Below are 23,176 nucleotides of genomic sequence, written 5' to 3' on the forward strand. Positions count from 1 at the left end.
GGTCGGGCACCTTCCGCCATCGAGGCCCGAGACGCAAATCGGCCGCTACTCGCGCGAAGATGAAGCAAACGTCCAGTGAGATCAAACCGTCGGCCACCGCCCGCCGGTACAGGCAACGCAACGACGCGATCAGATGCTCCGCCGCACTGCGCCCACCCCGCGCATTACGCCGGGCCACCACATGCGTCTTGACGTACTCCGCCAACCGCTCAATCTCCGACGGCGTCGGCTCGTCAATGCGCCGTGCGCCCCACTGCTCCACGACGCGCTTCCAGTACGAGCCGTACGCCCGCCGTGTGCCTGCGGTGACGGCAGCCGCCACGACCGGCACGTACTGGGCGAACGTCGGTGCCGGCGGACGGTCCGACGACGCTGTTAGCAGGTCCGCCGGGGAAATGCCCATCCGCGACAGCAGCAGCCGGGCGGCCTCCAGTTCCGCTTTGCTCGCCGTGCCCGCGCTCATGCCGGATCACCACCCAGCACCGCGCGTTCGGCCTGGGCGACCATCTCGTCCAAGGCGATAGGCGGGTACACCACGAGCAGTTTCGCGGCGGGGTCCGCGGTCAATAGGACGCGCTCGCCCGCTGCGAGGCCGCACCAGTGCCGCACCGCGGCCGGCAGCAACAGGTGCCCCTGGCCGGTGACAGTGAAGACTCCCTGGGGGTCGCGGCGCACGACGATGACCCCTCCACCTTGACGGATTTCCAGGCGGGCACCGGGTTCCCAGCCCATTGCTCCGATGATCGACCGATCACGAATTCGGCCGCTGCTGTCGATCGAGGCTAGGCGATACATCTTCGCTTCGGTGCGCTGCTGCGGAAGTGCAGGCATCGGCAGGGGCGCCCGACGCAGCGGGCGGTCAGCACCGGTCCGGGCAGACCTGGCCTGGTCCGGAAGCAGGACCGGAGGGACGACGGAGGCCGCCGAGGGCTCAGTCACAGCGACCACCACCCTCAGCCAACACATGGCCAGCGAACGTGGTCGCGAAGATCAGGCTCACGTGGTCAAGGACGCTTGACCACCAGTACGTCGGATACGGCACAGGTGCCGCAAGTTTGTGTCCGAGGGGGGACTTGAACCCCCACGGTCCGCACTGGTGCGCAATATCCCGTACCTGTGTTCAGACCACTATGAACACCCCACCTACCGTCTGACGCTGCTGCGAACTCCTGCCGAGCAGGGGTGGGGGTGGTGGCGATGAGCACCTCGTCCGTGCCGCCCGTGGTTCCCAGGGTGATCCCTGGATACGCCGGCACCGGTCCAGGGCTACTGGGTAGAGCCAGGCGGCCGCTTCCCTTGCCGGCGTTGAGTTCCGAGTTCACTCGAACAGCGGACGCCGCGTACGCGTTGAGCGCGGTGGACAAGAGCGGCCGGATCGCTGACCGCAGCATCGTCCGAGCGCTCGGTTGGTCACCGGAAACCCGCCTGGACATCCGCGAGCAATCCGGAGTCATCCTGGCTTGCGCGACCGCCGATGGTACCTACCGCATCGACGACCGCGGCTACCTACTCCTGCCGTTGACGGTGCGCCGCTGGTGCCGGCTCAAGGCTGGAGATCGCGTCCTGCTGGTCGCCCAGCTTTCCGCCGGTGTCCTGGCGGCGCATCCCCTTGCGGTGCTCGACCGGCTGCTGGCTGGCACGCACTCGGCTGTGAAGAGGGGTGAGACGGCGTGAGCCAGACCGCCGCTGAGCGGCCGGAGTTGGAGGCCGCCCGCTTGTTGCTGGAGCGAATGGGCATCTCCCCCGCCGATCTATTGGGGGTACAGCCGACCCGTCCTCCCGCCCCGACATTTGCCGAATACGTGCCGGTCGTCGCCGCAGCCGTGTCGCCCGGCACCCGCCGGGCATATGGCTCCTACTGGAAACGGGTGGTGCACGCGTGGGGTGATCGGCGTATCGACGAGCCCCTTCCCTCCGAGATTGAGCAGTTGCGCGCCGAGGTGCAGGCCAACGTGGTGGCGCGACGCAACAACCGCGGCGGACGATCCGCCGCAGAACATCTGGTGTCCGCCCTGCGCTGCCTGTTCCGGCGGGCCGTAGCGGATGGGTACCTTGACGCGGCTGACAATCCGGCGTTGAAGGTGGCCAAGCCGCGCAGGTTGCCCAGCACGCGGCGGGCGATCGGCGACGCCCGCTTGGCGGAGATCAACAAGGTGGCGGCCAGGACGGGCGACGATCCGGCTCTGGACAGCTTGCTGATCCGGTTGCACACCGAGACGGCTTGTCGTCGCGGCGGGGCGCTGGCGCTGCGCCCGCGAGATCTGGACACCGACCAATGTCTGATCTTCCTGCGGGAGAAGGGCGGCACATCTCGCTGGCAGCCGATCTCCCCAACGCTGATGCGGCACCTGCTGGCGCATCACGCTGAGAGGGGTGATGGCGACCGGAACAGCAAGCTGCTGCGCTACCGCGACGGTCGGCCGCTGACCTATCGGCGCTACGACCACCTGTGGTCGCGAATCGGACAGCATCTGCGCTGGGTGCACACCCAGCAGATCAGCACCCACTGGCTACGGCACACGACCCTGACCTGGGTAGAACGGACCCATGGTCACGCCGTGGCCCGCGCTTACGCCGGACACACGGAAGGCGCCGGGAACGGCTCTACGGCCACCTACGTACGGGCAACACTGCAGGAGGTCGCGATTGCCTTGGCCGGTCTGACTGGTGAGGAGCATCCGCTCGCTGCGGAACCCTAGACGATGATCACCTGTGGCCTCCCTCGCGTGGGCGAGGGAGGCCACCCGTTCCTGTCGGGTATCCCGCTGCCCTCGCCGCGCCCGCCCTCTATCGGGCAGCCAACCACGTCCCTGCCGCGACGACCGGCAAGGACGCCGGCAAGAAGGTGTCCGGCCGCAAACGCGGCATTCGTCACCGACACCCTCGGCCTGCTCCTCGCCGTCGTCGTCTCCGCCGCCAGCGCCAACGACAACACCGTCGGCATCGACCTGCTGCAATGGGCAAAAACCACCTACCCAACCCTGGCCAAGACCTGGGTCGACGCCGGCTTCAAAAACCGCGTCATCGAACACGGCGCCACCCTCGGCATCGACGTCGAAGTCGTCACCAAAGACCCACAGGCCAGGGATTCTCCATCGTCAAACGGCGATGGATCGTCGAACGCAGCCTGTGCGCCGCGAGGCGCCCTGTTGTATCCCCGGTTCAGCCGGGAGGGACTTGGAGGGAGGTTCCTGGGTCGAATGGCTGACCTGATGCTGAAAGGCTGAGGGAACAAGAGCATGCCAGCTAACCCGGTGACCGGGTCCAGTGGTCAGGGACGGTGCGCTGGGGGACCCGCGTGATATGGCGAAAGCTGGATTGCCTGCCTGGGCGAACCCGAGCGTGTCGTAGGCATGCGACAGGGCATCCCACAAGACCGCCATCCGCGACGCCGTGATCGGCAGCGGGCCACCCGCCGACGCCGATCCTCCCGCTACAGCCAAGCCAAGGTCGAGTTCACCCTGCCCCGCGGCCATCCGCTGCCGAGCCGCAGCCTTCAAAACTTCCAGCTCGGCATCATCGTGCGCCGACCCGATGCTCGATATCGCGCGATCCACGCCGCGACGAGTACACGATCCACCAAACCCGGGGCTTGACAACCCCCACCGACAGGCCTGCCCGACCGATAACTGAGGGTGATCAGGCTGGGCTGCTGCACGCGTTGTCAGCCGTGCCGGATCCTCGCAGCCCGCGTGGATTGCGCTACCCGCTTGCCGGGCTGCTCGCGGTTGCGGTGTGCGCGGTGATGGCCGGCGCGTCGTCGGTCACCGCGATCGCGGACTGGCTGCACGATCTGGACGACATCGCCCGGGTCCGGCTCGGCTTCCTACGCGGGGTCCCCGCCACGACCACGATATGGCGACTGTTGATCCGTCTGGACGCCGACCTGCTCTCGACGGTTCTCTCGCCTGGCTACGCACCCGGACCCGACTGGCGGACAGTCCCTCGCGACCGAGGTACCGGCAGGTCATCGCCATCGACGGCAAGACCCTGCGGGGTGCCCGCCGCGTCGACGGCAGCCAGGTACACCTGCTGTCCGCGCTGGACACCAGCACCGGCATCGTCCTCGCGCAGATCACCGTCGCGGCGAAGTCCAACGACATCCCCGCCTTCGCGCCGCTGCTGGACGCCGTCGAACAGGTCCTGGGCAGCCTGAAGGACCCGATCTTCGCTGCCGACGCGCTGCATACCCAGACCGCCCACGCGACCGAGATCGCCGCGCGGGGTGCCCACCTGCTGATCCCGGTCAAGGGCAACCAGCCGACCCTGTTCACGCAGCTCAAGACGCTGCCCTGGACGCAGATCCCGGTCGGGCACCAGACCCGCGACTACGGTCACGGCCGCCGGGAAACCCGCACCGTCAAAGCCATCACCCTGCACACCCCGGGCCGGATCGGATTCCCCCCATGCCGAACAAGCCATCCGGATCACCCGGACCCGCACCACCACCACCAGCAGCGGCAAAACCACCCGCCGCCGACGCCCAACCGAGCGACCTGCAGGAATGGATCCGCCGCGAGTGGCTCGTCGAAGCCCTGCACCATATCCGGGATGTGACGTTCCGTGAAGACTCACATCAGGCCCGGACCGGCAACGGACCCGCTATCATGGCCACCCTGCGTAACACCGCGATCGGCTTCCACCGGACCAGAGGGGAAACCAACATCGCCAGAGCCACCCGACACGCCAACCGCCGCCCCCACGACCTGATCACCGCCGTCACCAGCAGCAACCCGAGAACGCAATGACCCTGGACAGCCGGTGCGGCGCACATAGACGAGATCACCGATGATGGCAGGGCGGGCATGACTTGGGACGATTCAACAAGGCGTAGAACCCTCGATGATCATCTGAACGGGTCATGCCCGCCCTGCTACCACGAGCACGGGCGCGTCTATACCAAGCGGATCAAGCCGGACACTCTCACGACTTTGCCGAGGCCCTGTCGCAACCACGCTGAGCAGGACGCGCCATCGGCGGCCATATCCGATGGCGCGACCAACGCGACCGATCGAGAAACCGGATTCGCGATCAACTCCAAGACCCGCCACCTGGATTACCCGACCAAAGCCGCATGGTGAGACGCTCAACCTATCACACGTCAAATACGAGAAGCAGATGTCTTCTCAGAAATCTTCAAGAAGATGCCCCTGACTTCTCGTCAGTTCATGTAAGCGATCAACAAAAAAGGGATCTGGGTTGCCCATTTTCCCGCTATGCTGGAGCCTGCCTGTCAACTTTTCAACCACCTCCAGCAGGAGGCCCTTCCCAGTCCGCACCGCCCTAAGTCTCCAGGCCCAGCCAAAGCCAAGTTCGGTCAGCGCCAACTCGTCCGACAAAGGCTGCAGGAATAGGCCCTGCTCAGACACGGCCCAAATACACTGCCCTAGACCGTTCGGACTCTGGGAGAGTTCCTCCACCTCGGTCGCAACAAGACGCACGTCGACGGCAAGGAGCCCGGCCCTAACCCACCTTTCCTGAAGTATACGTGCACCCTCTTTGCCGACCGGTACATCAAGTTCCACAGTCTCCCACCCAATTTGAGGCTGAAATGGCGCGCTCCCAACGGATTCTACAACCGCAGCAGGGGACGCTCACCTTCTCCTGCCGCATTCAGGATCCTACCCAATCCCCGGCGCAGCGACTCGAGTTGGTTCATCGTAGACGCAAGTGACAGCTCAAGTCGCCTCGGCCACCCGAAAGTATCCTGCGCCCGGTCCGACAGGACAAAATACAGCGATTCTCCTATGATCCCGCACTCCTCAATTCCACCGTAAAGAGTACGGTGTAGCGCCAGCCGCCGGAGAGAATCGTCCATTAATTGAGCGGAAACGGGATAGGCAGGAGAATCGACTATGCAATAACCGTCCTCGCATTCGTCCTCGTCAGTGTCGAGCTGAAGCTCCAGGTACAGCTCGCCTCTTCCATTCGTTGCGTTGATTGCGACCGAGTGCCAGCCCTTCTCAAGGTGGCGGTCAATGTCCACGCTCTGGACTTCCCACATCTGCCGGTTGCTCGACGCGTTCACTTTCACCCCCTAGGCATTCATCTGCCTCAGCGACGACGGATCACCCTACCGCCGACCGATACTCTCATGTTGCCCTCCCACGTGTAGACATAGGTCCCGCCACCCTTACTTGCAACACGCATCGCGTACTTACATGCACTACAGGGAGCATACTGGCCTTCAATCAACATCGTTTGGCCAGGCTGCAGAGGAATATGGCGAGTCGCCCTTGACTCCGTGTGCGCCAGCAGGGTATTGAGAGGGAATCCCTTCGCTTTCTCCTCAGGAGTCATGTTTCCGCTGACCAGGCGGGTGCGATGGATAATGCTGCCTTCCGCGTCATAGACGGTGACGGTTGCGTTGTGGGGGGGCCGCTTGCTCGCATAGAAGCCACCAGCGAGCACATGGTAGCCCAAGCCGTCGATCTGATCGGATAGCTCCGCAGACTCAAGGGCCTCCGCCGTACACCAGTCAGGGTGTGCGTCACAGATTTTCTTACCTACGTACGACTCCTTGATTTGAAGGTCACCCGCGAGCATCGAGCCGTCGATGGAGTACTTGTTGACTTCAGCCTCAAGCTCCTCGCGATCCGGTGCCGCAATTGCAAACGTCCCGAGGAGAATGGCCGACTTGCTGCCACCAGACTTGATGGGTGGAGTCTCTCTTTTGACAGGCTTAGGGAGAGGCTTCACCTTAACAACGGTCCACCTATTCTTGTGGAGGTTGTAAGTTACCTTTTTGTTTTGCTTCTTCCAGTGGGCGTCTTCTGCGGCTCCGCCGCCGGTGGCGAGGGGAATAAGTCCGTCGGGGTCGCTGAGGGTCGTGGGGTTGTTGTTAGCGTAGCTGTAGCCGCTCCATTGTTGCGGGTCGGCGACATCCTGGATCGGGTCGACGCTGATAAATCGGCCAATGCTGGGGTCGTATTCGCGGGCGCCGAGGTGGGTCAGGCCGGTATCGTCGCGGGTGCCGCCGACGAATCCTCGGGTGCCGAGGAAGATAGAGGGTGGCGTGGTGCGGTCTTCGCCATATGGCAAAAGGCGATTGCGGTTGGGGGTGAGGTCGTTGGCGTAAATTTGAACTTGTTCGGTGCCGTGGTGGTCGGCGCCGCTCCAGACCAGGCCGGCCAGAGTGCGGACGGCGATGGTGCGGCCGGCGGCGGTGTAGTAGCGGGTGCCGTCGGCTTGGTTGCTGCCGTTGGTAAGGGTGAGTTCGGTGTTCCCGAGGTAGAGGGTGGTTTTGTCGGGGGCGCGGCTGATGAGCCGGTTGCCTTCGGTGTCGTAGATGTAGGTGGTGTCGTCGGTGCCTTCGGTGAGGGTGTCGAGGCGTCCTTCGGCGTCCCATGCCAGTTGCTGCGCCACACCGGTGTCGCTGTTCCGGGTGAGGGTGTTGCCGGCGGCGTCGTAGGTGAACGACCGGGTCGGTGTGGTGGCGAGGGGGCCAGTGGCGGTGATGCTGGTGACGGCATGGGGTTGGCTGGTACCGGGGGCGGGGTGGGTGTAGGTCCAGGTGGTGTTGCCGGCGGGGTTGTGGTCGGTTTGGGTGGTGCGGTTGCTGACGGTGTCAAATTCCCAGGAGCGCCAGTAGGGGTCGATGCTGCCGCCTCGTTGCGGTGTTTGGTCGCAGGCGGTGGTGGTTGGGGTGTTGCCGGTCCAGGCGGTGGTGAGTCGGCGTAGGGGGTCGTAGCGGAAGCATTCGATCTGGTCGGCGGTGCCGTTGGTGCTGCCGAGGGTGGAGGTGATGTTGCCGACGGCGTCGTAGCGGTAGCCGGTGGCGTACTTGGTGGTGAAGGCGCCAGGAGTGTTTTCGAGGTCGATGCTGGTGGCGTCGAGTCGGCCGGTCTGTTGGTCGATGGTGTTGGTCAGTCGTACTCGTTTGCCGGTGGCGCCGAGGAGGAGTTGGTGGGTGGGGCCGTGGGCGTAGTAGCTGGTGGCGGCGACGTAGGTGTCGACGCCGGTCATGGTGGTGGGGTAGCCGTTGTTGTCGTAGCCGAAGGTGAGGGTCTCGGTGGGCAGCCCGCCCGCGGAAGGTTGGCTGCTGCTGGTGAGGTGTCCGGCCTTGTCGTAGGTGAACGTGGTGCCGTAGGTGCCGGCGAGGGCACCTACGGCTGCGGGGAGGGTGACGGTGGTGCCGGTGGGCTGGTAGCGGTCGGTGTAGCCGGTCACGGCCGTGGTGTAGTCGCCGCCGCCGTGATGGCGGGTGGCGGAGGTCAACTGCCCCTTGGCGATGCTGTCGTAGACATAGCTGGCCAGTTTGGCGCCGCTCCCCACGTCGCCGGACCAACGTCCGATCGTGCGGGACAAGTTGTCGTACTCGGCGGAGATCTTCTGCCCCCGGCTGTCGACGGTATAGGCGAGCCGCCCTGCTGTGTCGTAGTGGGTGGTGGTGGTGCCGGAGTCGGGGTCTGTCTTGTGGGTGGTGCGACCCGCGAGGTCGTAGGTGGTGGTCCAGCTGTTGCCGGCGGGGTCGACGACGTGGGTGAGTTGGTCGAGGAGGTCGTAGGTGTAGGTGGTGCTCTGGTATGCGTTCGGATCGCTGGCCGAGGTGTACTGGTCCAGGCGGGTGACATTGCCGCGCACATCGGTGTGGCTGACGGTCTTGGTGCCACCAGTCGGGGGAACGACCATCGTGCGGTCGCCGTTGTAGGTGGTCGAGGTTTGACGCCAGGCCGTGCCGAGTTTCTTGTCGACCTGCGTGGTGGGCCGGTTGAGGTGGTCGTAACTGGTCTCGTGGACCGCCGGAACGGTAGACAGGGTGGGGTTAACCAGCCCGGAACCGGCCGCGGAGGTGTTGTGGAAGGGGTCGGTGGTGGCGGCGACGTTGCCACGGGCGTCGTAGGTGGTGGCGGTGACAACCCGTCCGCCGTTCGGGCCAGGCTGCTGTGCTTCTCTGCCGCGTCCGAGACCGTCGATGTACTGGTAGGAGTTCAGGTAGACGGGGCTGCCGCTGTGGGATTGCAGCGTTTCGGTTCTGGTCCGTGCCGGGGCGGTGGGTTGGCCGATGCCGCTGGAAGTGATCTGGTAGCTGAACCGCAGCGACGGCACCCCGGAGGACTTGGCCTGCCCCGGCAGGTACACCTCTGCCAGACGGCCCAGGGGGTCGTAGACCAGGTCGGTGATCTTGCCGTTCGGGTCGGTGATCCGCGCGGGTTCACCCGTGTGCCGATCGATCAAGGTCGTGCTGGTGTGGTTGAACCCACCGCCGACGGTGCTGGTGATCCCGTTGTCAGGCCAGTTGACCACTGGGCTGTAGGCGGTGGTGATGGTCAGCCCGGCCGGATCGGTCGAGGTCAAGAGGCGGCCCATGTTGTCGTAGGTGCTGCGGCCGCTGGACACATAGGTGCTCGGACTGGTGTAGGTGCGGGTCTCGGCGACGTTGCCGTCGAAGGGGGTCTGGGAACCTTCGGTGGTGTAGGTGTCGTAGAAGGTGACCGTGCGGGACAGCAGTGTTCCGGAGCCGCAGGTGTCGCCGGACCAGGTCTCCACCCGCTCCGGGTAGTTGATCAAGTAGTTGGAGCTCGGTGTGTCGCGCTGGGCGTACGTGTAGGAGGTGCAGGTGTTGTCCGCGATGCCGACCTGGTTGTACTGGTGGAACCGGATCGGCAGCCCGTACGTGGACTCGTAGATGGTTTTCTCTTCGCTGTGTCGCCAGCTGCCGTCGTCGAGTTTGACGCGTGAGTTCTCCAGGCCAAGGCGGACTTGGCGGGGATTGGCGTAGCCGGGGCCGTTGAAGCTGCCTTGGATGATGTGGTCGTAGCGGGTGCTGGCGACTTCGGTGTAGGCGGCGTCGGCGGGGTTGGCGTTGTAGGTGGTCATCCGGTAGTGCCGGGTTTGCAGGGTCCGGCCGGCGCGGGCGTAGTGGTCGTCGTAGGTGTTACCGGCGTAGTCGGTGACCGTGGTTTCTTTGATGCCGCCGCCGCTGGCCTGGTCACGGATGTCGTGGTACATGCCGCGGAAGAAGTTCGACATCCACACCGTGTACTTCGACGGATCCGTCCCCGAGCCCTGCAGCACCCGCACGCGGTTGTAGCCGGCGAAGATGCTCCACGACTCGTTGGCGTCCGGCACGAGCGGGTTGTTGGGGTTCTTCCACGCCGGGTTCCCGACCGAGTAGTCGTACTGGGTGACCTGGTCCGGTGACCCACCCACCTGATCTTTCACCACAATCTTCTTGACCAGGTACTTGTGGAAGATCCCGAACCCTGGGTCGGCGCCGGGCGGTGAGTGGAAGATCGGGTAGCAGTCCTCGGTGTTGACGTCCCAGTTGCCCTGCTTGCCGTTGTGCCAGCTGGTGTAGCCCGACTGGTTCGACCCACCCTGCGGGCACGGCTTCTGCGTGCCGTAGGTGACCTCCGTACGGCCACCGAGACCGTTGCGGACCACCAGCAGCCGCGGCATCCGCATCGCCGACACACCCAGACCGGCCTCGTCGTAGTCGACCCGACCGTCACGGTAGTCCGGCTGGACGCCGTCGACGTAGTCGAGGTTCACCGGCGGCAGGTCGATCTTGTTCGCGTCCGCGCCGATCAACCCGATCGGCCGGATGTAGTCCAGGATGAAAACACGGTCGGTGATACCCGGCGGGTTGACCACCTTGTAGCGCAACTGCACCCGGCCGACGTTGTTCCACGCCGCGGTACCCGCGTTCCACTGATACGACGTCACCCGGTCCAGAATTTTGCTGGTGAAGAACGACTGGGTGTAGTTCCCACACGACGACGACCCGCAGGACAGGTCACCGGGCACGTCGGGGTAGGAGGTCGGGTTCGATGACAGCGACGGACACGACGCCGGAGTGTTGTTCAACGGGTCCTCTTCGGCGGTGCGCTCCACACACCGGTTCGCCCAACTGAACAGCACCCGGCCGACCGGAACCGCACCCGTCTCGGTGACGTTCTTCGCGTACTCGATCTCCGACAGGTACCCGCCGCGGTCGTACTCGAGGATCGAACCGCTCAGCGCGCGCTTGTAGTGGTTCGTCTCCCGCGTCCAGTGCAGATAGGTCTCGTTCTCGTTGGCGTCCCGAACCCGGTCCAGGTTCCACCGCCACGGATCCCGACACGAGTTCGGATACACGTCGTGGCACGGCTCCCCCGCCTCATCCCCCAGGAACGACATCTTCCACACCGCGTCCCGCACATACCCGAACCGGTACTCCGTGCCGTCCTGCGTCCACACCTTCCAGTAGCCATCGTCCTCAGCACCACCGGAGAGGAACTCCACCCGCCACCCGAGATCGTCAACCGGCTTCCACACCCCCGCCGTCGTCTTCACGATCTGCGTCGACTGCCCCTGCAACGAGATCGTGATATGCGACGCCGCCACATCATTGGTCGCCGCCTCCCCGTCCTCACCGTCCGGGGACTCCCAACACATCTCCGTCGGATACGTCCGACACGGCTTGTACATCCGCTCCACATAGCCCGGCGAATACGACCAACCCAACCCCACCGGGCCGGACTGGTTGTTCGTCCCGTGCGTCATCCCATCCACCGCCGACGAGCTGTACGACAACCCCAACCCCAACGTCTGCCCATACGGCAACGGCGGCTCCGGCAACGGATACGAATAGGTGAACGACCCCGCGCTCTCCCCCACCTGCCACGACCCCGACGGCTTCAAATCCGTCGCCGTGTACGAGCCGGTCGACCCGCCAGAGGCCAACGACGCCAGGGCGTACACCCCGGTCGACTCGACCGTCGACTCCGACGCGAAGCCCTCGAACACACCCGTACGGCGCCCATCACCGGTCGGGTCGCCACTGACATCCACCACCGCCGTCAACGTCTTCGCGTGCGGATCATTCGTCGCCGACACCCACACCGGGCCAGCCGAACACTCCGGCACCTCCGGCGACGTCGCCGCGCACCCCGGCAACCGCACCAACGTCAACCTGTCAGCAAACGAACCCCCATACGCCTGCGCGAAATCCGCATAATCGATAACCACCTGCACCGCACCCGCCGCCGCAGACCCGTCCGCCCGGGACAGCGAGTACAACGGGCCCGCGTTACCCAACGCCACCGACGCCGACCGGTCAAACGACCGCACCCGCACCGACCCAACCTCACCACCGGTCAGGCCCCGCGCCGCCACACCCTCACCCGCAGGCGCCCCTTCAGCGGGTTCGACCGTCAGCCCGAACGCCTCCCGATCTGCGGCATCCGCCTGAAGGTCGAGGACCGCCTCACCGCCGGCAGGGAACCTTCCTGCCGGCAGCGGCTCCGTCACCGTGACCTCGTCATCAGGGTCCGGATCCTGCGCCTGCTGCCGCACCGCGACACTCGCCACCGACCGGGAATCACCCGGCTCCACCGCCGGCGCCGCCGCCGGCGCCGCCGCCACCGCCGGCCCCCGCAGCTGCACCACCGGCAACAACCCCACCAGCAGCGCCACCGCCAGGACCCCAGCCCGGGCCCTCCCCCGCGCCCCGAAACGGTCAAACGCAGTGCCCCCACGGCGGCCAACAGGCATCACACACTCCCGATGATCAAAAAGTGATCGACACGCTAGACACCCCGGGGATACCGGCACAAGAGCACTGATGACCCACGTCCATCACGGACGACCACCCTCCGCATACGATCGGGTGCTTCAACCCCATGCGGCCGTCGCCAATTACCGTCACAAAAACCCCAACCCGCCCACCTCACCGGTCGCCAGCAGCCGACACCCCTCACACAAAGCGATCTTCAGCAAATTTTCAGCTGACGGAAAAGATCACTGCAGCAGGGCTGTAGTCCCGGCCGCTGCTGGTGACCACGGTGATGTCGGGCGGGCCAGAGGTTGCGGCTCGCCGGTAAGCGCGGCCAGGGCAGCAGCGACTTCCTGGGCCTCGGCCCGCACATAGGTCATCGTCGTGCCGGCGTCGTTACTACCGGAATGTCCGGCGTAGGCGCGGGCCACCGCGTAGCTGAACGCGCGCTCTACCCAGGTCAGGGTGGTGTGGCGCAGCCAGTGGGTGCTGATCTGCTGCGCCGCGACCCAGGGCAGGTGGGTTCCGATCCGGTGCCATAGGTGATCGTAACGGCGGTAGGTCAACGGTCGGCCGTTACGGTAGCGCAACAGGCTGCCGTTGCGGTCGCCGTCGCCGCGCTCGGCGTGGTGGGCCAGCAGGTGCTGCATCAGGGTCGGTGAGACCGGCTGCCAGCGAGAGGTGCCGCCCTTTTCTCGTAGATAGATCAGGCACTGGTCTGGATCCAGGTCTCGCCGGCGCAGCGCCAGCGCCCCGCCGCGGCGGCAGGCGGTTTCCAGATGCAGCCTGATCAGCAGGCCGTCCAGGTGTGGGTCGTTACCGGTGGTTGTGGCGATATGGATGATCTCAGCCAGCTGCGCCTCCGGGACAGCGCGGCGGATGCTGGCCAGCCGGCGGGGCTTGGCCACCTTCGCGGCGGGGTTGTCGGCCTCCCGGATCAGCCCGTCCATGACCGCATGCCGGTAGATACAGCGCATGGCGGCGATCAGGTGTTCGGCCGCGGTACGGCCACCGCGCGCGTTGCGGCGCACGACCACATCGCTACGGATGTCCTCAGCCAGCCGTTTGATCTCTAGGGGCGTCGGCTCGGTAATCCGCCGCTCTCCCCACTGACGGCAGATGCGCTGCCAGTACGAGCCGTAGACCCGGCGGGTACCGGGTGAGACCGCCTCGGCAACCTGGCCTACATACTCGTCGAACGTCGGCACCGCGACCGACGCCGCCGTCGTCTCGGTGAGCAGTTGCTCAGGGGTGATCCCCAGTTGCTTGAGCAGACTCCGCAGCGTCTCCACCTGCGCGTTGCGATGATCCATCGGCCCGGTCATCGTCGCGCCTGGCTGTCGCCTGGCTCGCGGTAGAGGACAACCATGGCGTCCACTGCGGCCATCGGAATCACCAGCAGTTCGTTGCGCTGCCGGTTCGCGGCGACCAGCACCCGATCTCCGGTGACGATCCCACATCTGCGGCGCACGGCGAGCGGAAGCCGCAGATGGCCACGCCGGTCGACTCGGCCGCTGCCACCGGTGCGGGCGATGACAATCAGGCCAGGTTCATTGACAAACGTAACCGCCTGACCTGCGAGCCAACCCATGAACGCAAGTACGGACCGATCGGCAAGCCGTCCATCGCGGTCGACTGGCGTGACTACGCAGCGGACGTCAGATCCGCGCGCAGTGTCCACGAGCGCTGGAATCGGTAACGCCGGTGACGGTTGTAGGTATTCGCCGGTAGATGGCTGCGCGAGCCGACCTACACCCACAGCGTTCCGCGCATGCGGCAGTGGTTCGTGCAGAACGAGGTCTCTGTCCAGCGGCGCGCCGTCGGGTTCAGTCGCGGCCTCCCTCTTCAGCGATCCTTTGGCCGAAAGGGTTTTCGCGCCTGTGATGCCCTCGGGCCGCGTGCCGTTGTGTGTGGACGGGGAGCGGCCGGTCATGGACGCCTGCCGCGCTGTCGCGGTGTATCGATTCGGTCAAGGGCTATGTCGTGGTAGTCGGCGTTGATGTCGATGCCGATGTACGTGCGGCCGAGCTGCAGTGCGGCGAGGCCGGTGGTGCCGGCGCCGCTGAACGGGTCGAGGGTGACGCCACCGGGCGGGCACCCGGCCCGGATGGCGCGTAGGGGTATGTCGATCGGGTAGACGGCGAAGTGCGCTTCCCGGAAGGGGCGGGTGGGGGTCGACCAGACTGATCCCGGGTTCTTGCCTCGGGGGTGGTGGCTGCGGTGGGCGCGGCCGTTGGCGAGGAGGTTGTTGCGGGCCGTGTTGCTGTGGTGGGCGGCGGGGTCGGTGACGTACTTGGGCTGGTTCGCGCCGTAGGGCGTGACGCCTCGGCGGCGGGCTGTGGCCCCGATGCCGCCCTGGGTTCCTTTGCGTCGGCCACCGATGATCCTGGTTCCGTCCAGCGCCTCTGGCCTGGACATTGGGACGCGGATGGCGTCGAGGTCGAAGTAGTAGAAGCGTGATCGGGCCAGGAGGAAGATGTATTCGTGGGAGCAGGATGGCCGGTCTCGTACGCTTTCTGGGATTGCGTTGGGTTTGTGCCAGACGACGGCCTGGCGAAGGATCCACTGCCGGGTAGCTTGCAGCGCGAGAGCGACCCGCCATGGGATGCCGATCAAATTCTTGGCGGGGAGGATGTCCTGGGTGCGGGGGCGGATGAGTCCGGGTCGGGTGGTGTCGGGGCTGCGGTAGCCGGAGTAGGTGCCGCTTTGGGGTGCGCCGCCGGAGTTGAGGCTGTACGAGTCGCCGAGGACCAGCCAGAGCGTGCCGGTGGGCTTGAGGATCCGGTGGACGTGCCCGAAGACGTTGACCATCGTGTTGACGTAGTCCTGGGGCGTGGGTTCGAGCCCGTACTGGCCGGGCTGGCGGTAGTCCCGCAGCCCGTAGTAGGGCGGGCTGGTGACCACGATGTCGACGCTTGCCGCGGGCAGGGTCGCGAGGACCTGCTGGGCGTCGCCGGTGTAGAGGGTGACCTTCTCGTCCTGGTGGTACAGGAACCGGTTGGACGGGTGGGTGTGGTGGCTCATCCAGCGTCCCCCCGCCGTCGTGGCCTGCGCGGCCTTCGGGGTTCGCGGGCCCAGTCGGGGGTGGTGACCTGCCAGCGGGTGCGGGCGATGTGGTCGGTGCCGTGTGACGTTCGGGGTCGGCTTGGCCGGTCCCAGCCGGGGGTGGCGGGACGGTCGGCCACGGCGGTCCAGCCGGCGGCGCGGAGGCTGGTGCCGGGTTCGTCGGCGCGGGTGTAGGTGATCATCCGCTGGTAGCCCATGTGTCGGGCGACGCGCCAGGCGGCGGCCAGCAGGACGGAGCAGTCGTTGCGGGATCCGTCGGTGGCCAGGCGGGTGATCTCGGCGGTGAGTCCGTCGTCGAGGTGACGGGCGAGCGGTCGGCCGACCACCGCGACCCCGAGGAGCACGCCGGCGTGGTTGGTCAGGCCGAGGGAGAACTTGTGTCCCTGCGGTGGGGTGAGGTGTCGGTGGCGGGTGGTGATGAAGTCTCTGGCCTGCCGGTAGCTGATCGGGCGCACCCGGGGGCGGGCGGTACGGCGGTGCGGGCTGGCAATCATGGGCACACTCCGTGTTGGTCGGGTGCCACCAGGTCTGCGGTCGGCTGGTGCCGAAAGACGTAGATGTCCTCGTAGGCGCTCGAGTAGAGGGGCAAGTCGTTCCGTCGCGGGGCGGTCGTTGCGGACCTGCTGGCGGGCGACGTGGGAACGAGTCGGCCGTCGTGGGCGTCGGCGAGCACGCCGATGTTGTGCTCGATGAGCGTCAGACCTGATGCGCTGCCGGCGGCGGGGATCGCGTCCGGCGGCTCGACTGCCGGATGGTTGGGGTGGCGGCGGAGGGTGACCACGACGGTGGCGTCCGGTCGCAGCAGCGGCAGACAGCCGGTGAGTACGGCGGCCATGCCGGCGGCTCGGTCGACATGGCGGGTGCGGTTCGCGACACGGCCCTGGAGGGGGTGTCCGTGCGGCGGTGAGGTCACCACCAGCGCGACACGTCCCCGCAGCGCCGACGGCAGCACGTCTGACAGGGCGGTCGCGTCGCCGGCCAAGACCATGCCCTGACCGGTGCCGCCGGCGCGGTTCGCGCGGTGCAGGTTCGCCTGGGCCAGCCGCACCCAGTCCGGCTCGTACTCGACCCCGATCGTGTCGCAACCCGCCGCCACCGCTTCGATCAGCGTGGTGCCGACACCCGCCAGGGGGTCGAGGACGAGGTCGCCAGGCTGGCTGTACCGGATGATCGCGGCGGCGGCCAGGTCCGGCCATGTCCGTTGCGGATGCGCGGCCGAGCCGAGCACGTACTTCCCGCGCCGTTGGGCGGCGACCGGGCGTTGGCCGACCAGCCACACCGACCGTTGCGGCGGCGACATCAACGACGCGCTGAGCTGCCTGTCAGCCACGGCGGCCTCCCGCCACGACGAACACGAGGACATCGACGCGCACAGGACGTCCGGTCGCCGAATCGCCGGAGGTGGTGTCGTCCTCGGGCGTAGTGTCGCTGTCGGTGCCAGCGGTGGGGACGGTGATCGCGATGATGCGTTGCAGGTGGCGCATGCCGCCGGAGCGGGCTTCGGGGATTAACCGGCGGCTCTGTTCGGGGTAGCTGCCGCCGTCCTGGGTCGGGTCGACGATGAGCACGGCGAAGCCGTCCGGGGTGACCACCAGCCGGAAAGCGCGGAACAGATCCGCCACAGCCTCGACTGCGGGGTGCGGTCGAGGCCACCGCAGCACGACCAGGTCCACCTGGACGGCGTCGATGTCGGCGAGGTCGGCGGGCTGGGTCACCGGCAGGTACCGGCGGCCGGTCGCCGCGGCGGCTTCCCGTATGGCGGGGTCGCCGTCAAAGTCGACCACGGCCGCGCCGCGGCGGCTATAGGTGACGACGACTCGTCGCGCCAGCCGCTGGTGGATCGGCTCCTCGTTGTCGCCGACTGCGCCGACGGCACGCCAGATCGAGATCGGGACCGGCGGACCGGCAGCGAGGTCCACCCGGAGGAAGTCGCGGTACGCGACCCCATCGGGCGGGGGCGTGTCGCGACTCGCTCGTTCGCCGCGTCGCGGCTGAGGCGACACATTGGGGTGTGCGGGTGTTGCGAAGGGTTCGGTCATCGGCGGGTGGCTTCCACCGGCTGGCCCGTGCTCACGACTCCCAATAGGGCGACCGGACCCCGATGTGCGGGGGCCGGACGGCTCAACCAGGCCAACAGCACCCAACAGCGACACGGGCACGGCAGGACCGTTGGCCAACAGGCCAACCGCTGGGTCGACGCCGCTCAACCCGACACCTCGCCCAGAACTCAGCCCGGCTGGTTCAGCCCAACAGCGGCCTGGCATCACCCAACGACGTGAGACAGCGGACCCAACAGGCGATGCCGCGCTCTGCGTTAGGCATTCACCCGATCGGCAGGGTCGACTCTGCCGGCGACACCGTCAGCTGGCAGGCCCGAGCGCCGGGCGCTGCGCTCTGTCGGGTTGGCCGTCTGCACTCGGCGAGACAGCAAGAAACCCGGCCGCTGCTGCTGTTGGCCAGGTTCTTGGCCAACAGCAGCCAACAGGGCCTTGAGCTGCACCAACAACCGACACTGCCAACGCGATTGAACTCCGGCCCTTCGTGACCTGCGCCGGACCGTCGAGCGGTCAAGGCCCCGACCTGCGCCCAACACGCCCGTACCCGATACACCGACCACTTACCCTCCATCGACATACTCCGATTGCTGTTGGGTGGGTGTGAGTGGATGAGCCTGGCCGTGCCAGTCGGTACGGCGCTTCGGAATCCCCGGGAGAGGTTCATGCCGTCCACCTCCATCCGCGTGTCGCCGCTCGACGCCCACCAACGCGCCTTCGATCTTCTCGTCCGTCGGCCCGTGCCGATCGCCTTCGACGGCCGCGGCATCCCCGGCTGCCCGCCGCGGCTCATGGCCCTCGACGAATTGAAGGCCTTCCTGCTGAACCGCGACACCGCACCGCAGGTCCGCGACACGGTGTGGCGGGAGCTGGTCGTACGGGCCCGCCGCGACGGGGCCGGCTGGGGCATCGGCGCGATCGGCATCGCCCTACCTGGCCTACGCAAGCGGGCCGGTAACATCGCCCGCGGCTTCCACGGCGAGGTCGAGGACATCGATGCGGAGATGCTCAAGACCTTCTGGGAGCAGCTACTGGAGCGCGTCGACGCCGACCAGCGCCGCGTTCTCGGGCGCATGCTCGACTCCGCCGAACGCGCCGGACTCAAGATTCGCTACGCGGACGTCACCACCGACCCGCTCGACAGCGAACCCGCCGGTCCCCGCACACCGCTACAGCCGTGGGACCACCCCGACTTCGTCCTCGCACGGGCCGTTGCCATCGGAGTGATCGACGCCGACGACGCGAACATCATCGCCGAAACCCGACTCGAAGGCGTCACCGTCCAGGTCGCCGCTGCCCGCCGTGGCATCCAAGGCCAACTCGCCTCGCACTGGCGCGACCAAGCCGAAAAACGCCTGATCAACGCCATCCGCAAGGGCGAACTCGCCCACGTGCGGCTACGGCCACGCCCCGCCAGGCTCATCCGTCGAACCACGCTGATGACCTGGTCCGGCGAATAAATCCACCCGACAATGCGGAACAAGACCCTCTCGCATGATGTCGTGCAGAGCGGCAACGGCCGAGGCATGCTGCCGTCCGCCGGCCGTCGAAGGGCGAGCCCTGTGGCGGCGCTGGCGCAGCGTGAGATCCACGCGAACGATCTGCTGCTTCGCTCCTGGCAGCCGTCGGATCGCCGCGCTGCCGTGGCTGCCTACGCCGACCCGACCATTCAGCGCTGGCGCTGCTCGGCTGATCCCGGTTGGGTGCGCGAGTAGAGCGAAGTACGGCAGCGCTCCGCCAGCGACATCGCCGCCGACCTCGCACTCACCCCCGAAACCGTCCGCCGGCACCTGATCCGATTCGGCATCCCCCGGCGGCCCGCAAGGCTTCGCCACCATCGCCGCATGGTGCGGCAGGTCTACGGCAGAAAGCTGGGCACGGAGACGACGGGCCTACAGCCGGTATCCCGCGTCGAGCAGCGGCTTCACCATGCTCCGATGCAACCACTTCGTCGCCGATCGATGCTGTCGCGGCCGGAAGACGCGGTAAGCGACGCAATCTTCAGAAGAACCCAGCGACGTGACCGCGAAAACCGATCACGCCGTCCCTGATCAGGGCAACCGCCAGCGACAACGCTGGTGCGAACCTGCACCAGCAGAGCGCCTATCCCTCGGAAACCTGGTGCAGAGATGCGGATCGAAGCTGCGACACTTGCTTTCATGAAGCCACCGCTGTGCCTCGTCTGTGGATCAACCGACAGCGCTACCCAATTCACCGTGGTGAACTTCGCCGTCAACGACCATGAGAAAGCAGGACTCGAAGCGCGCAGAGCCGTCGGCTGGGTCGGCCACCCGGAAAACGCCTACTGGTTCTGCGCCGAACACCTCCACTTTGGCACCGAACGCCAGTCGATGCACTGGCGCGACGCCGTCGCCGAGATCCGCGCCGTCACCGACGGGCACCCCCGTCACCTACCGGGATCCTAATCACCCTCGCCCTCCTCGAACTCTCGGACACCGCCGGGCGGTCCTCGGTCACGAAATGGCGGCCGGTGGGCGCACGGGCAGCGCCGGTCGGGGTCAACACCCTGCAGGACTAATCGGTTGGCGGCAAAGTAATCGGCGTCGCTACGATGCCTCGTGGTGGGGCCCGTAGCGCAGAGGTAGTCGCGTCGCTATTACATGGCGGAGGATGCCGGTTCGAGTCCGGTCGGGTCCCACCCCCGTCGCGTGGTCGGTAGCGCAGAGGTCGACGCGCCGCCCTCTCAAGGCGGAGGACACCGGTTCGAATCCGGTCCGCCCACGCCGACGGGATGGTGAGGAACGATGAACAGCGCCGAGGTCGAGCAAGCCCTGCGGGTGCTCGGCGAAATCCGCGCCTTGCCCGTCAACGACCCGATACGTCAACGAGTGCAACGCGCCGTCGACGGACTGCTCAAGGACGCGCAGCGCCAACGCCGCGCTGATCGACGCCGAAGGACCGCCGCCGCTGACCGGGCCGTGGTCGCCGACGCCGCCACCGCAGCCGCCGACCGCGCCGACGGCGTACCGGTCGCAGAACCCACCGACGACACCGACACGGCCAATGTCGGACGCACCCGACGAGACCGCCACTGCTACGCCTGCCGCGACCGGTTCCGCACCGTCGACCCCTTCTACCACGCCCTCTGCCCCACCTGCGCGGACCTGCACCGCCGACACCGCCACGCCCGCACCGACCTGACCGGCCGCCGCGCGGTAGTCACCGGAGGCCGGGTCAAAATCGGCTTCCAGACCGCGCTGAAACTACTCCGCGACGGCGCCACCGTCACCATCGTGACCCGATTCCCCGCCGACGCCGCCCGAAGGTACTCACACGAACCCGACGCCACCGACTGGCTCACGTCACTGCGCATCATCGGCGCTGACCTACGCGACCCCCGCCAAGTCCTCGACATCGCCCAACGACTGACCGACGGCGCACCCCGACTCGACATCCTCATCAACAACGCCGCCCAGACCGTACGCCGACCTCACTGGGCCTACCAACCTCTCATCGCCGCAGAGTTGCACGCCGCCCCCACCGGTGTCGCCATCGAATCCGCGACCGGGTTCCGGCCCGGTGCCACACCACCCGACTGGAGCCTGCGGCTCGCCGCCCTCCCGGAACCACCCCGCCGCGAGCTGACCTCCATCATCGACGCCACCGGCGCCCTCGTCGTGCCCGGCACCACGAACTCCTGGACGGCCACCATCGGCCAGATCGACCCCGTCGAACTACTGGAAGTGCAACTGGTAAACGTCGTCGCACCGTTCCTCCTGCTCGACCGGCTCCGCCCCGCCCTGACCGCACCCGGCCCCGACAACCGGTACGTGATCAACGTGACCGGCCGCGAAGGCTGGTTCTCCGAAGACAGCACCGGCCCCACCCGGCACCCCCACACCAGCGTCAGCAAAGCCGCCCTCAACATGCTCACCCGCGTCGGCGCCACCGACCTCGCCGGACACCACGTCCACATGTGCGCCGTCGACACCGGCTGGATCACCGACGAGAACCCCACCACCATCAAAGCCCACCGCGCCGCCACCGGCTGGCAACCACCACTGGACGTCATCGACGCCGCAGCCCGCATCTACCACCCCATCATCAGCGGCGAATCCGGCACACCACTGCACGGCGTCCTGTTCAAGAACTACACCGTCGTCTCCTGGTAGCAGCTCCTGACCGCCCTGGGATCTGGTTCGGAACACGACGACCCCAAGCGCGCATTGATGGTCTGCGTTCACCCGTTGGCGCGTTCTGCTGTGCACCTTTGGCCAGACCCTACTGCGGCGACTCGGGGGGTCCGTGAATAGATAGGGCACCCCGGTGTAGATCAGCACCGGCCACCGCAGTGCTCACCGTTGCCGTTCCACCACTGCTGGCATGACCTACAGTCCTCGAAGGTCCTGGCCGGTCCCTGGAACCATCCGCACCTCGGGTTGCGGACGTCAACCGTCACCGCAATCGGGCCGCAGGGCGTGACGCGCGCCGCCTGCGGTGCACGGCGGGCGTACGGGTACCTGCCGCCGAATTGCTGCCGTGTTCGGGTCAGTCTGGTTCGGGCATCAGGCCCTGCGCGCGGAGTTGTTCGACCTGACTGGCTGGCGGCGGTAGCGGGTCGTGGTCTGAGGGGCGGGGTCCTTCCGGACCGTCCGGGCCGTACCGGCTGAAGGTCTCGACCCGGGTCACCCGGCACGGCACACCGCCCACCTCGAAGTCGTCGGTGCGTGGAGGACGGTGCTCCGCGCGGGCGTGCGCGTAAGCCGCCATGACCTCTTCGATTGGGGTGTTGGCGTCGCGTGGAATGTCGGCGATGGCGAAGGACTCCGCGTCACGGGCGGCCTGCGGCGTCGGGTACGTGGTGAACGAGCGGGGTCGCCACCTGCCGTCGACGTGCTCCCCGACGGTGAAACCGACCGGGAGCAGCACCACGTTCGGGTGCGTCACCAGCGCCCGGCAAGAGTCGGCGTACACGTCGGCGGGGACGGATGTCGCCGGGTAGGACGCCGAGACCAGTTCCATCCGCACGAGGGCGTCGGTGAGCCCGGTGCCCGCGGCCGGGTCGATGACGAATCCGTCCATCGGCGACGTGGTCCGTTCCGCCGCGCCCGGCGGGTACGGGTCGGCGTCGGTGGGCCGGGGCGGCTCCGGTCCGTCCGGTCCCATCCGGATGAACGGCTGCGCCCGGATGATCCGGTAACGACGGCCACTGACGGTCAGCTCATTGAGCGGCTCCCAGTCGAGCACCTCGTACGCCGTCTCGTACGCCGCCCGCACGGCCGCGTTCTCGACGGTCGGCGGCGTCTCGCTGAACAGCTTTCGGAAGTGCGACGCGAGGCTGTCGCGGGCATGCTGTGGCTCGTCGGCGTCAAGCCGCACGATCCGCCACCGGCCGTCGACCTCCTCGGCGCAGCCGAAGACCGGCGCGCTCCACATCAGCGTGGGATAGGCGACCGAGCGGCGTCGGGCGTCGTCCTCGGACACCGCCGACACGGGATCTTTCTGCTGCTCGATGGTGATCAGCAGGTGCTCAGGCATCCGCTTGTCGTGATGGGCCATGTACCCAGTGTGTGCCCACGAGCGCCGAAACCGAGCACCGCCACCACCACAGATCCTC

The 23,176-nt window shown here is 67.0% G+C and carries 19 protein-coding genes, 2 tRNA genes and 4 pseudogenes; 12 read left to right on the top strand and 13 right to left on the bottom strand.

Annotated features, from left to right (window positions below):
• Both ACLQ2S_RS25675 and ACLQ2S_RS25680 read right to left on the bottom strand, forming a co-directional pair.
• On the bottom strand, positions 1-463 hold a 463-nt coding region (locus tag ACLQ2S_RS25675; RefSeq protein ID WP_425703453.1), incomplete at its 3' end, for a hypothetical protein.
• Complete coding sequence (locus tag ACLQ2S_RS25680; RefSeq protein WP_425703455.1) at positions 460-831, bottom strand: AbrB/MazE/SpoVT family DNA-binding domain-containing protein; 372 nt, start codon at positions 829-831, stop codon at positions 460-462. The genes ACLQ2S_RS25675 and ACLQ2S_RS25680, both read right to left, overlap by 4 nt.
• Positions 832-1,197: 366 nt before the next feature.
• Here ACLQ2S_RS25680 and ACLQ2S_RS25685 point away from each other — a divergent pair, with 366 nt between their 5' ends.
• From ACLQ2S_RS25685 to ACLQ2S_RS25695, 3 genes and pseudogenes are all read left to right on the top strand, one after another.
• Positions 1,198-1,674 (top strand): hypothetical protein, encoded by a 477-nt coding sequence (locus ACLQ2S_RS25685; RefSeq protein ID WP_425703457.1) that lies wholly within the window; start codon positions 1,198-1,200, stop codon positions 1,672-1,674.
• Entirely contained in the window at positions 1,671-2,699 is a 1,029-nt protein-coding gene (locus ACLQ2S_RS25690) for a tyrosine-type recombinase/integrase (protein WP_425703459.1), read from the top strand. Before ACLQ2S_RS25685 ends, ACLQ2S_RS25690 begins: the two co-directional genes overlap by 4 nt.
• A gap of 107 nt (positions 2,700-2,806) precedes the next feature.
• A pseudogene (locus ACLQ2S_RS25695) lies at positions 2,807-3,130 on the top strand (transposase); the annotation flags it as partial.
• Positions 3,131-3,323: 193 nt separating this feature from the next.
• Here the strand turns inward: ACLQ2S_RS25695 and ACLQ2S_RS25700 are convergent.
• Positions 3,324-3,627, bottom strand: a pseudogene (locus tag ACLQ2S_RS25700) (hypothetical protein); the annotation flags it as partial.
• Between the two features lie 43 nt (positions 3,628-3,670).
• On the opposite strand from ACLQ2S_RS25700, the pseudogene ACLQ2S_RS25705 reads away from it, so the two are divergent.
• The 3 genes and pseudogenes from ACLQ2S_RS25705 to ACLQ2S_RS25715 all read left to right on the top strand — a co-directional run.
• Positions 3,671-3,844, top strand: a pseudogene (locus ACLQ2S_RS25705) (transposase family protein); the annotation flags it as partial.
• A gap of 11 nt (positions 3,845-3,855) precedes the next feature.
• Entirely contained in the window at positions 3,856-4,557 is a 702-nt protein-coding gene (locus ACLQ2S_RS25710) for an ISAs1 family transposase (RefSeq protein ID WP_425703461.1), read from the top strand.
• A gap of 50 nt (positions 4,558-4,607) precedes the next feature.
• Positions 4,608-4,748, top strand: a complete 141-nt coding sequence (locus tag ACLQ2S_RS25715; RefSeq protein ID WP_425703463.1) for a hypothetical protein — start codon at positions 4,608-4,610, stop codon at positions 4,746-4,748.
• Between the two features lie 378 nt (positions 4,749-5,126).
• Here ACLQ2S_RS25715 and ACLQ2S_RS25720 read toward each other — a convergent pair whose 3' ends face one another.
• The 9 genes from ACLQ2S_RS25720 to ACLQ2S_RS25760 all read right to left on the bottom strand — a co-directional run bounded on the left by ACLQ2S_RS25720 (position 5,127) and on the right by ACLQ2S_RS25760 (position 17,751).
• Positions 5,127-5,525: a hypothetical protein gene (locus tag ACLQ2S_RS25720; protein ID WP_425703465.1), complete on the bottom strand. Its 399-nt coding sequence runs from the start codon at positions 5,523-5,525 to the stop codon at positions 5,127-5,129.
• Between the two features lie 47 nt (positions 5,526-5,572).
• A complete protein-coding gene (locus ACLQ2S_RS25725) occupies positions 5,573-6,028 on the bottom strand; it encodes a hypothetical protein (protein ID WP_425703467.1) in 456 nt (151 codons plus the stop codon).
• Positions 6,029-6,054: 26 nt separating this feature from the next.
• Positions 6,055-12,399 (bottom strand): RHS repeat-associated core domain-containing protein, encoded by a 6,345-nt coding sequence (locus ACLQ2S_RS25730; RefSeq protein ID WP_425703469.1) that lies wholly within the window; start codon positions 12,397-12,399, stop codon positions 6,055-6,057.
• Positions 12,400-12,723: 324 nt separating this feature from the next.
• Positions 12,724-13,803 (bottom strand): tyrosine-type recombinase/integrase, encoded by a 1,080-nt coding sequence (locus ACLQ2S_RS25735; RefSeq protein WP_425703471.1) that lies wholly within the window; start codon positions 13,801-13,803, stop codon positions 12,724-12,726.
• Positions 13,800-14,411: a hypothetical protein gene (locus ACLQ2S_RS25740; RefSeq protein ID WP_425703473.1), complete on the bottom strand. Its 612-nt coding sequence runs from the start codon at positions 14,409-14,411 to the stop codon at positions 13,800-13,802. Before ACLQ2S_RS25740 ends, ACLQ2S_RS25735 begins: the two co-directional genes overlap by 4 nt.
• Positions 14,408-15,502: a DNA-methyltransferase gene (locus ACLQ2S_RS25745; RefSeq protein WP_425703475.1), complete on the bottom strand. Its 1,095-nt coding sequence runs from the start codon at positions 15,500-15,502 to the stop codon at positions 14,408-14,410. The genes ACLQ2S_RS25740 and ACLQ2S_RS25745 overlap by 4 nt, the downstream gene beginning before the upstream one ends.
• A complete protein-coding gene (locus ACLQ2S_RS25750) occupies positions 15,499-16,038 on the bottom strand; it encodes an XF1762 family protein (RefSeq protein WP_425703477.1) in 540 nt (179 codons plus the stop codon). The genes ACLQ2S_RS25745 and ACLQ2S_RS25750 overlap by 4 nt, the downstream gene beginning before the upstream one ends.
• On the bottom strand, positions 16,035-16,874 hold the full coding sequence (locus ACLQ2S_RS25755; RefSeq protein ID WP_425703479.1) for a TRM11 family SAM-dependent methyltransferase: 840 nt from the start codon (positions 16,872-16,874) through the stop codon (positions 16,035-16,037). Before ACLQ2S_RS25755 ends, ACLQ2S_RS25750 begins: the two co-directional genes overlap by 4 nt.
• The gene (locus ACLQ2S_RS25760; RefSeq protein ID WP_425703481.1) at positions 16,867-17,751 is read right to left on the bottom strand and encodes a hypothetical protein; all 885 of its coding nucleotides are present in this window, start codon (positions 17,749-17,751) and stop codon (positions 16,867-16,869) included. Before ACLQ2S_RS25760 ends, ACLQ2S_RS25755 begins: the two co-directional genes overlap by 8 nt.
• A 512-nt stretch (positions 17,752-18,263) precedes the next feature.
• Here ACLQ2S_RS25760 and ACLQ2S_RS25765 point away from each other — a divergent pair.
• The 6 genes and pseudogenes from ACLQ2S_RS25765 (at position 18,264) to ACLQ2S_RS25790 (ending at position 21,731) form a co-directional block, all read left to right on the top strand.
• Entirely contained in the window at positions 18,264-19,058 is a 795-nt protein-coding gene (locus tag ACLQ2S_RS25765; RefSeq protein ID WP_425703483.1) for a hypothetical protein, read from the top strand.
• 66 nt (positions 19,059-19,124) lie between these two features.
• Positions 19,125-19,283, top strand: a pseudogene (locus tag ACLQ2S_RS25770) (GNAT family N-acetyltransferase); the annotation flags it as partial.
• Positions 19,284-19,727: 444 nt separating this feature from the next.
• Positions 19,728-20,024 carry a hypothetical protein gene (locus ACLQ2S_RS25775; RefSeq protein ID WP_425703485.1) on the top strand — a complete coding sequence of 99 codons (297 nt, stop codon included), beginning with the start codon at positions 19,728-19,730 and terminating at the stop codon, positions 20,022-20,024.
• Positions 20,025-20,183: 159 nt separating this feature from the next.
• Positions 20,184-20,256: transfer RNA gene (locus ACLQ2S_RS25780), tRNA-Val, on the top strand.
• A gap of 11 nt (positions 20,257-20,267) precedes the next feature.
• A tRNA-Glu gene (locus tag ACLQ2S_RS25785) sits at positions 20,268-20,342 on the top strand.
• A gap of 21 nt (positions 20,343-20,363) precedes the next feature.
• Positions 20,364-21,731, top strand: a complete 1,368-nt coding sequence (locus tag ACLQ2S_RS25790) for an SDR family NAD(P)-dependent oxidoreductase (protein WP_425703487.1) — start codon at positions 20,364-20,366, stop codon at positions 21,729-21,731.
• 376 nt (positions 21,732-22,107) lie between these two features.
• Here ACLQ2S_RS25790 and ACLQ2S_RS25795 read toward each other — a convergent pair whose 3' ends face one another.
• The gene (locus tag ACLQ2S_RS25795) at positions 22,108-23,118 is read right to left on the bottom strand and encodes a DUF5954 family protein (protein WP_425703489.1); all 1,011 of its coding nucleotides are present in this window, start codon (positions 23,116-23,118) and stop codon (positions 22,108-22,110) included.
• Positions 23,119-23,176: the final 58 nt, after the last annotated feature.

The organism is Micromonospora sp. DT48 (genome assembly GCF_049844495.1).
Taxonomy (GTDB): Bacteria; Actinomycetota; Actinomycetes; order Mycobacteriales; family Micromonosporaceae; genus Micromonospora.

What these genes read in the sequence shown, in the direction of transcription:
- ACLQ2S_RS25680 (WP_425703455.1), bottom strand. Translation starts at nt 831, where the DNA reads ATGCCTGCACTTCCGCAGCAGCGCACCGAAGCGAAGATGTATCGCCTA.
- ACLQ2S_RS25685 (WP_425703457.1), top strand. Translation starts at nt 1,198, where the DNA reads ATGAGCACCTCGTCCGTGCCGCCCGTGGTTCCCAGGGTGATCCCTGGA.
- ACLQ2S_RS25710 (WP_425703461.1), top strand. Translation starts at nt 3,856, where the DNA reads ATGGCGACTGTTGATCCGTCTGGACGCCGACCTGCTCTCGACGGTTCT.
- ACLQ2S_RS25715 (WP_425703463.1), top strand. Translation starts at nt 4,608, where the DNA reads ATGGCCACCCTGCGTAACACCGCGATCGGCTTCCACCGGACCAGAGGG.
- ACLQ2S_RS25735 (WP_425703471.1), bottom strand. Translation starts at nt 13,803, where the DNA reads ATGACCGGGCCGATGGATCATCGCAACGCGCAGGTGGAGACGCTGCGG.
- ACLQ2S_RS25740 (WP_425703473.1), bottom strand. Translation starts at nt 14,411, where the DNA reads ATGACCGGCCGCTCCCCGTCCACACACAACGGCACGCGGCCCGAGGGC.
- ACLQ2S_RS25745 (WP_425703475.1), bottom strand. Translation starts at nt 15,502, where the DNA reads ATGAGCCACCACACCCACCCGTCCAACCGGTTCCTGTACCACCAGGAC.
- ACLQ2S_RS25750 (WP_425703477.1), bottom strand. Translation starts at nt 16,038, where the DNA reads ATGATTGCCAGCCCGCACCGCCGTACCGCCCGCCCCCGGGTGCGCCCG.
- ACLQ2S_RS25765 (WP_425703483.1), top strand. Translation starts at nt 18,264, where the DNA reads ATGCCGTCCACCTCCATCCGCGTGTCGCCGCTCGACGCCCACCAACGC.
- ACLQ2S_RS25775 (WP_425703485.1), top strand. Translation starts at nt 19,728, where the DNA reads ATGCGGATCGAAGCTGCGACACTTGCTTTCATGAAGCCACCGCTGTGC.
- ACLQ2S_RS25790 (WP_425703487.1), top strand. Translation starts at nt 20,364, where the DNA reads ATGAACAGCGCCGAGGTCGAGCAAGCCCTGCGGGTGCTCGGCGAAATC.
- ACLQ2S_RS25795 (WP_425703489.1), bottom strand. Translation starts at nt 23,118, where the DNA reads ATGGCCCATCACGACAAGCGGATGCCTGAGCACCTGCTGATCACCATC.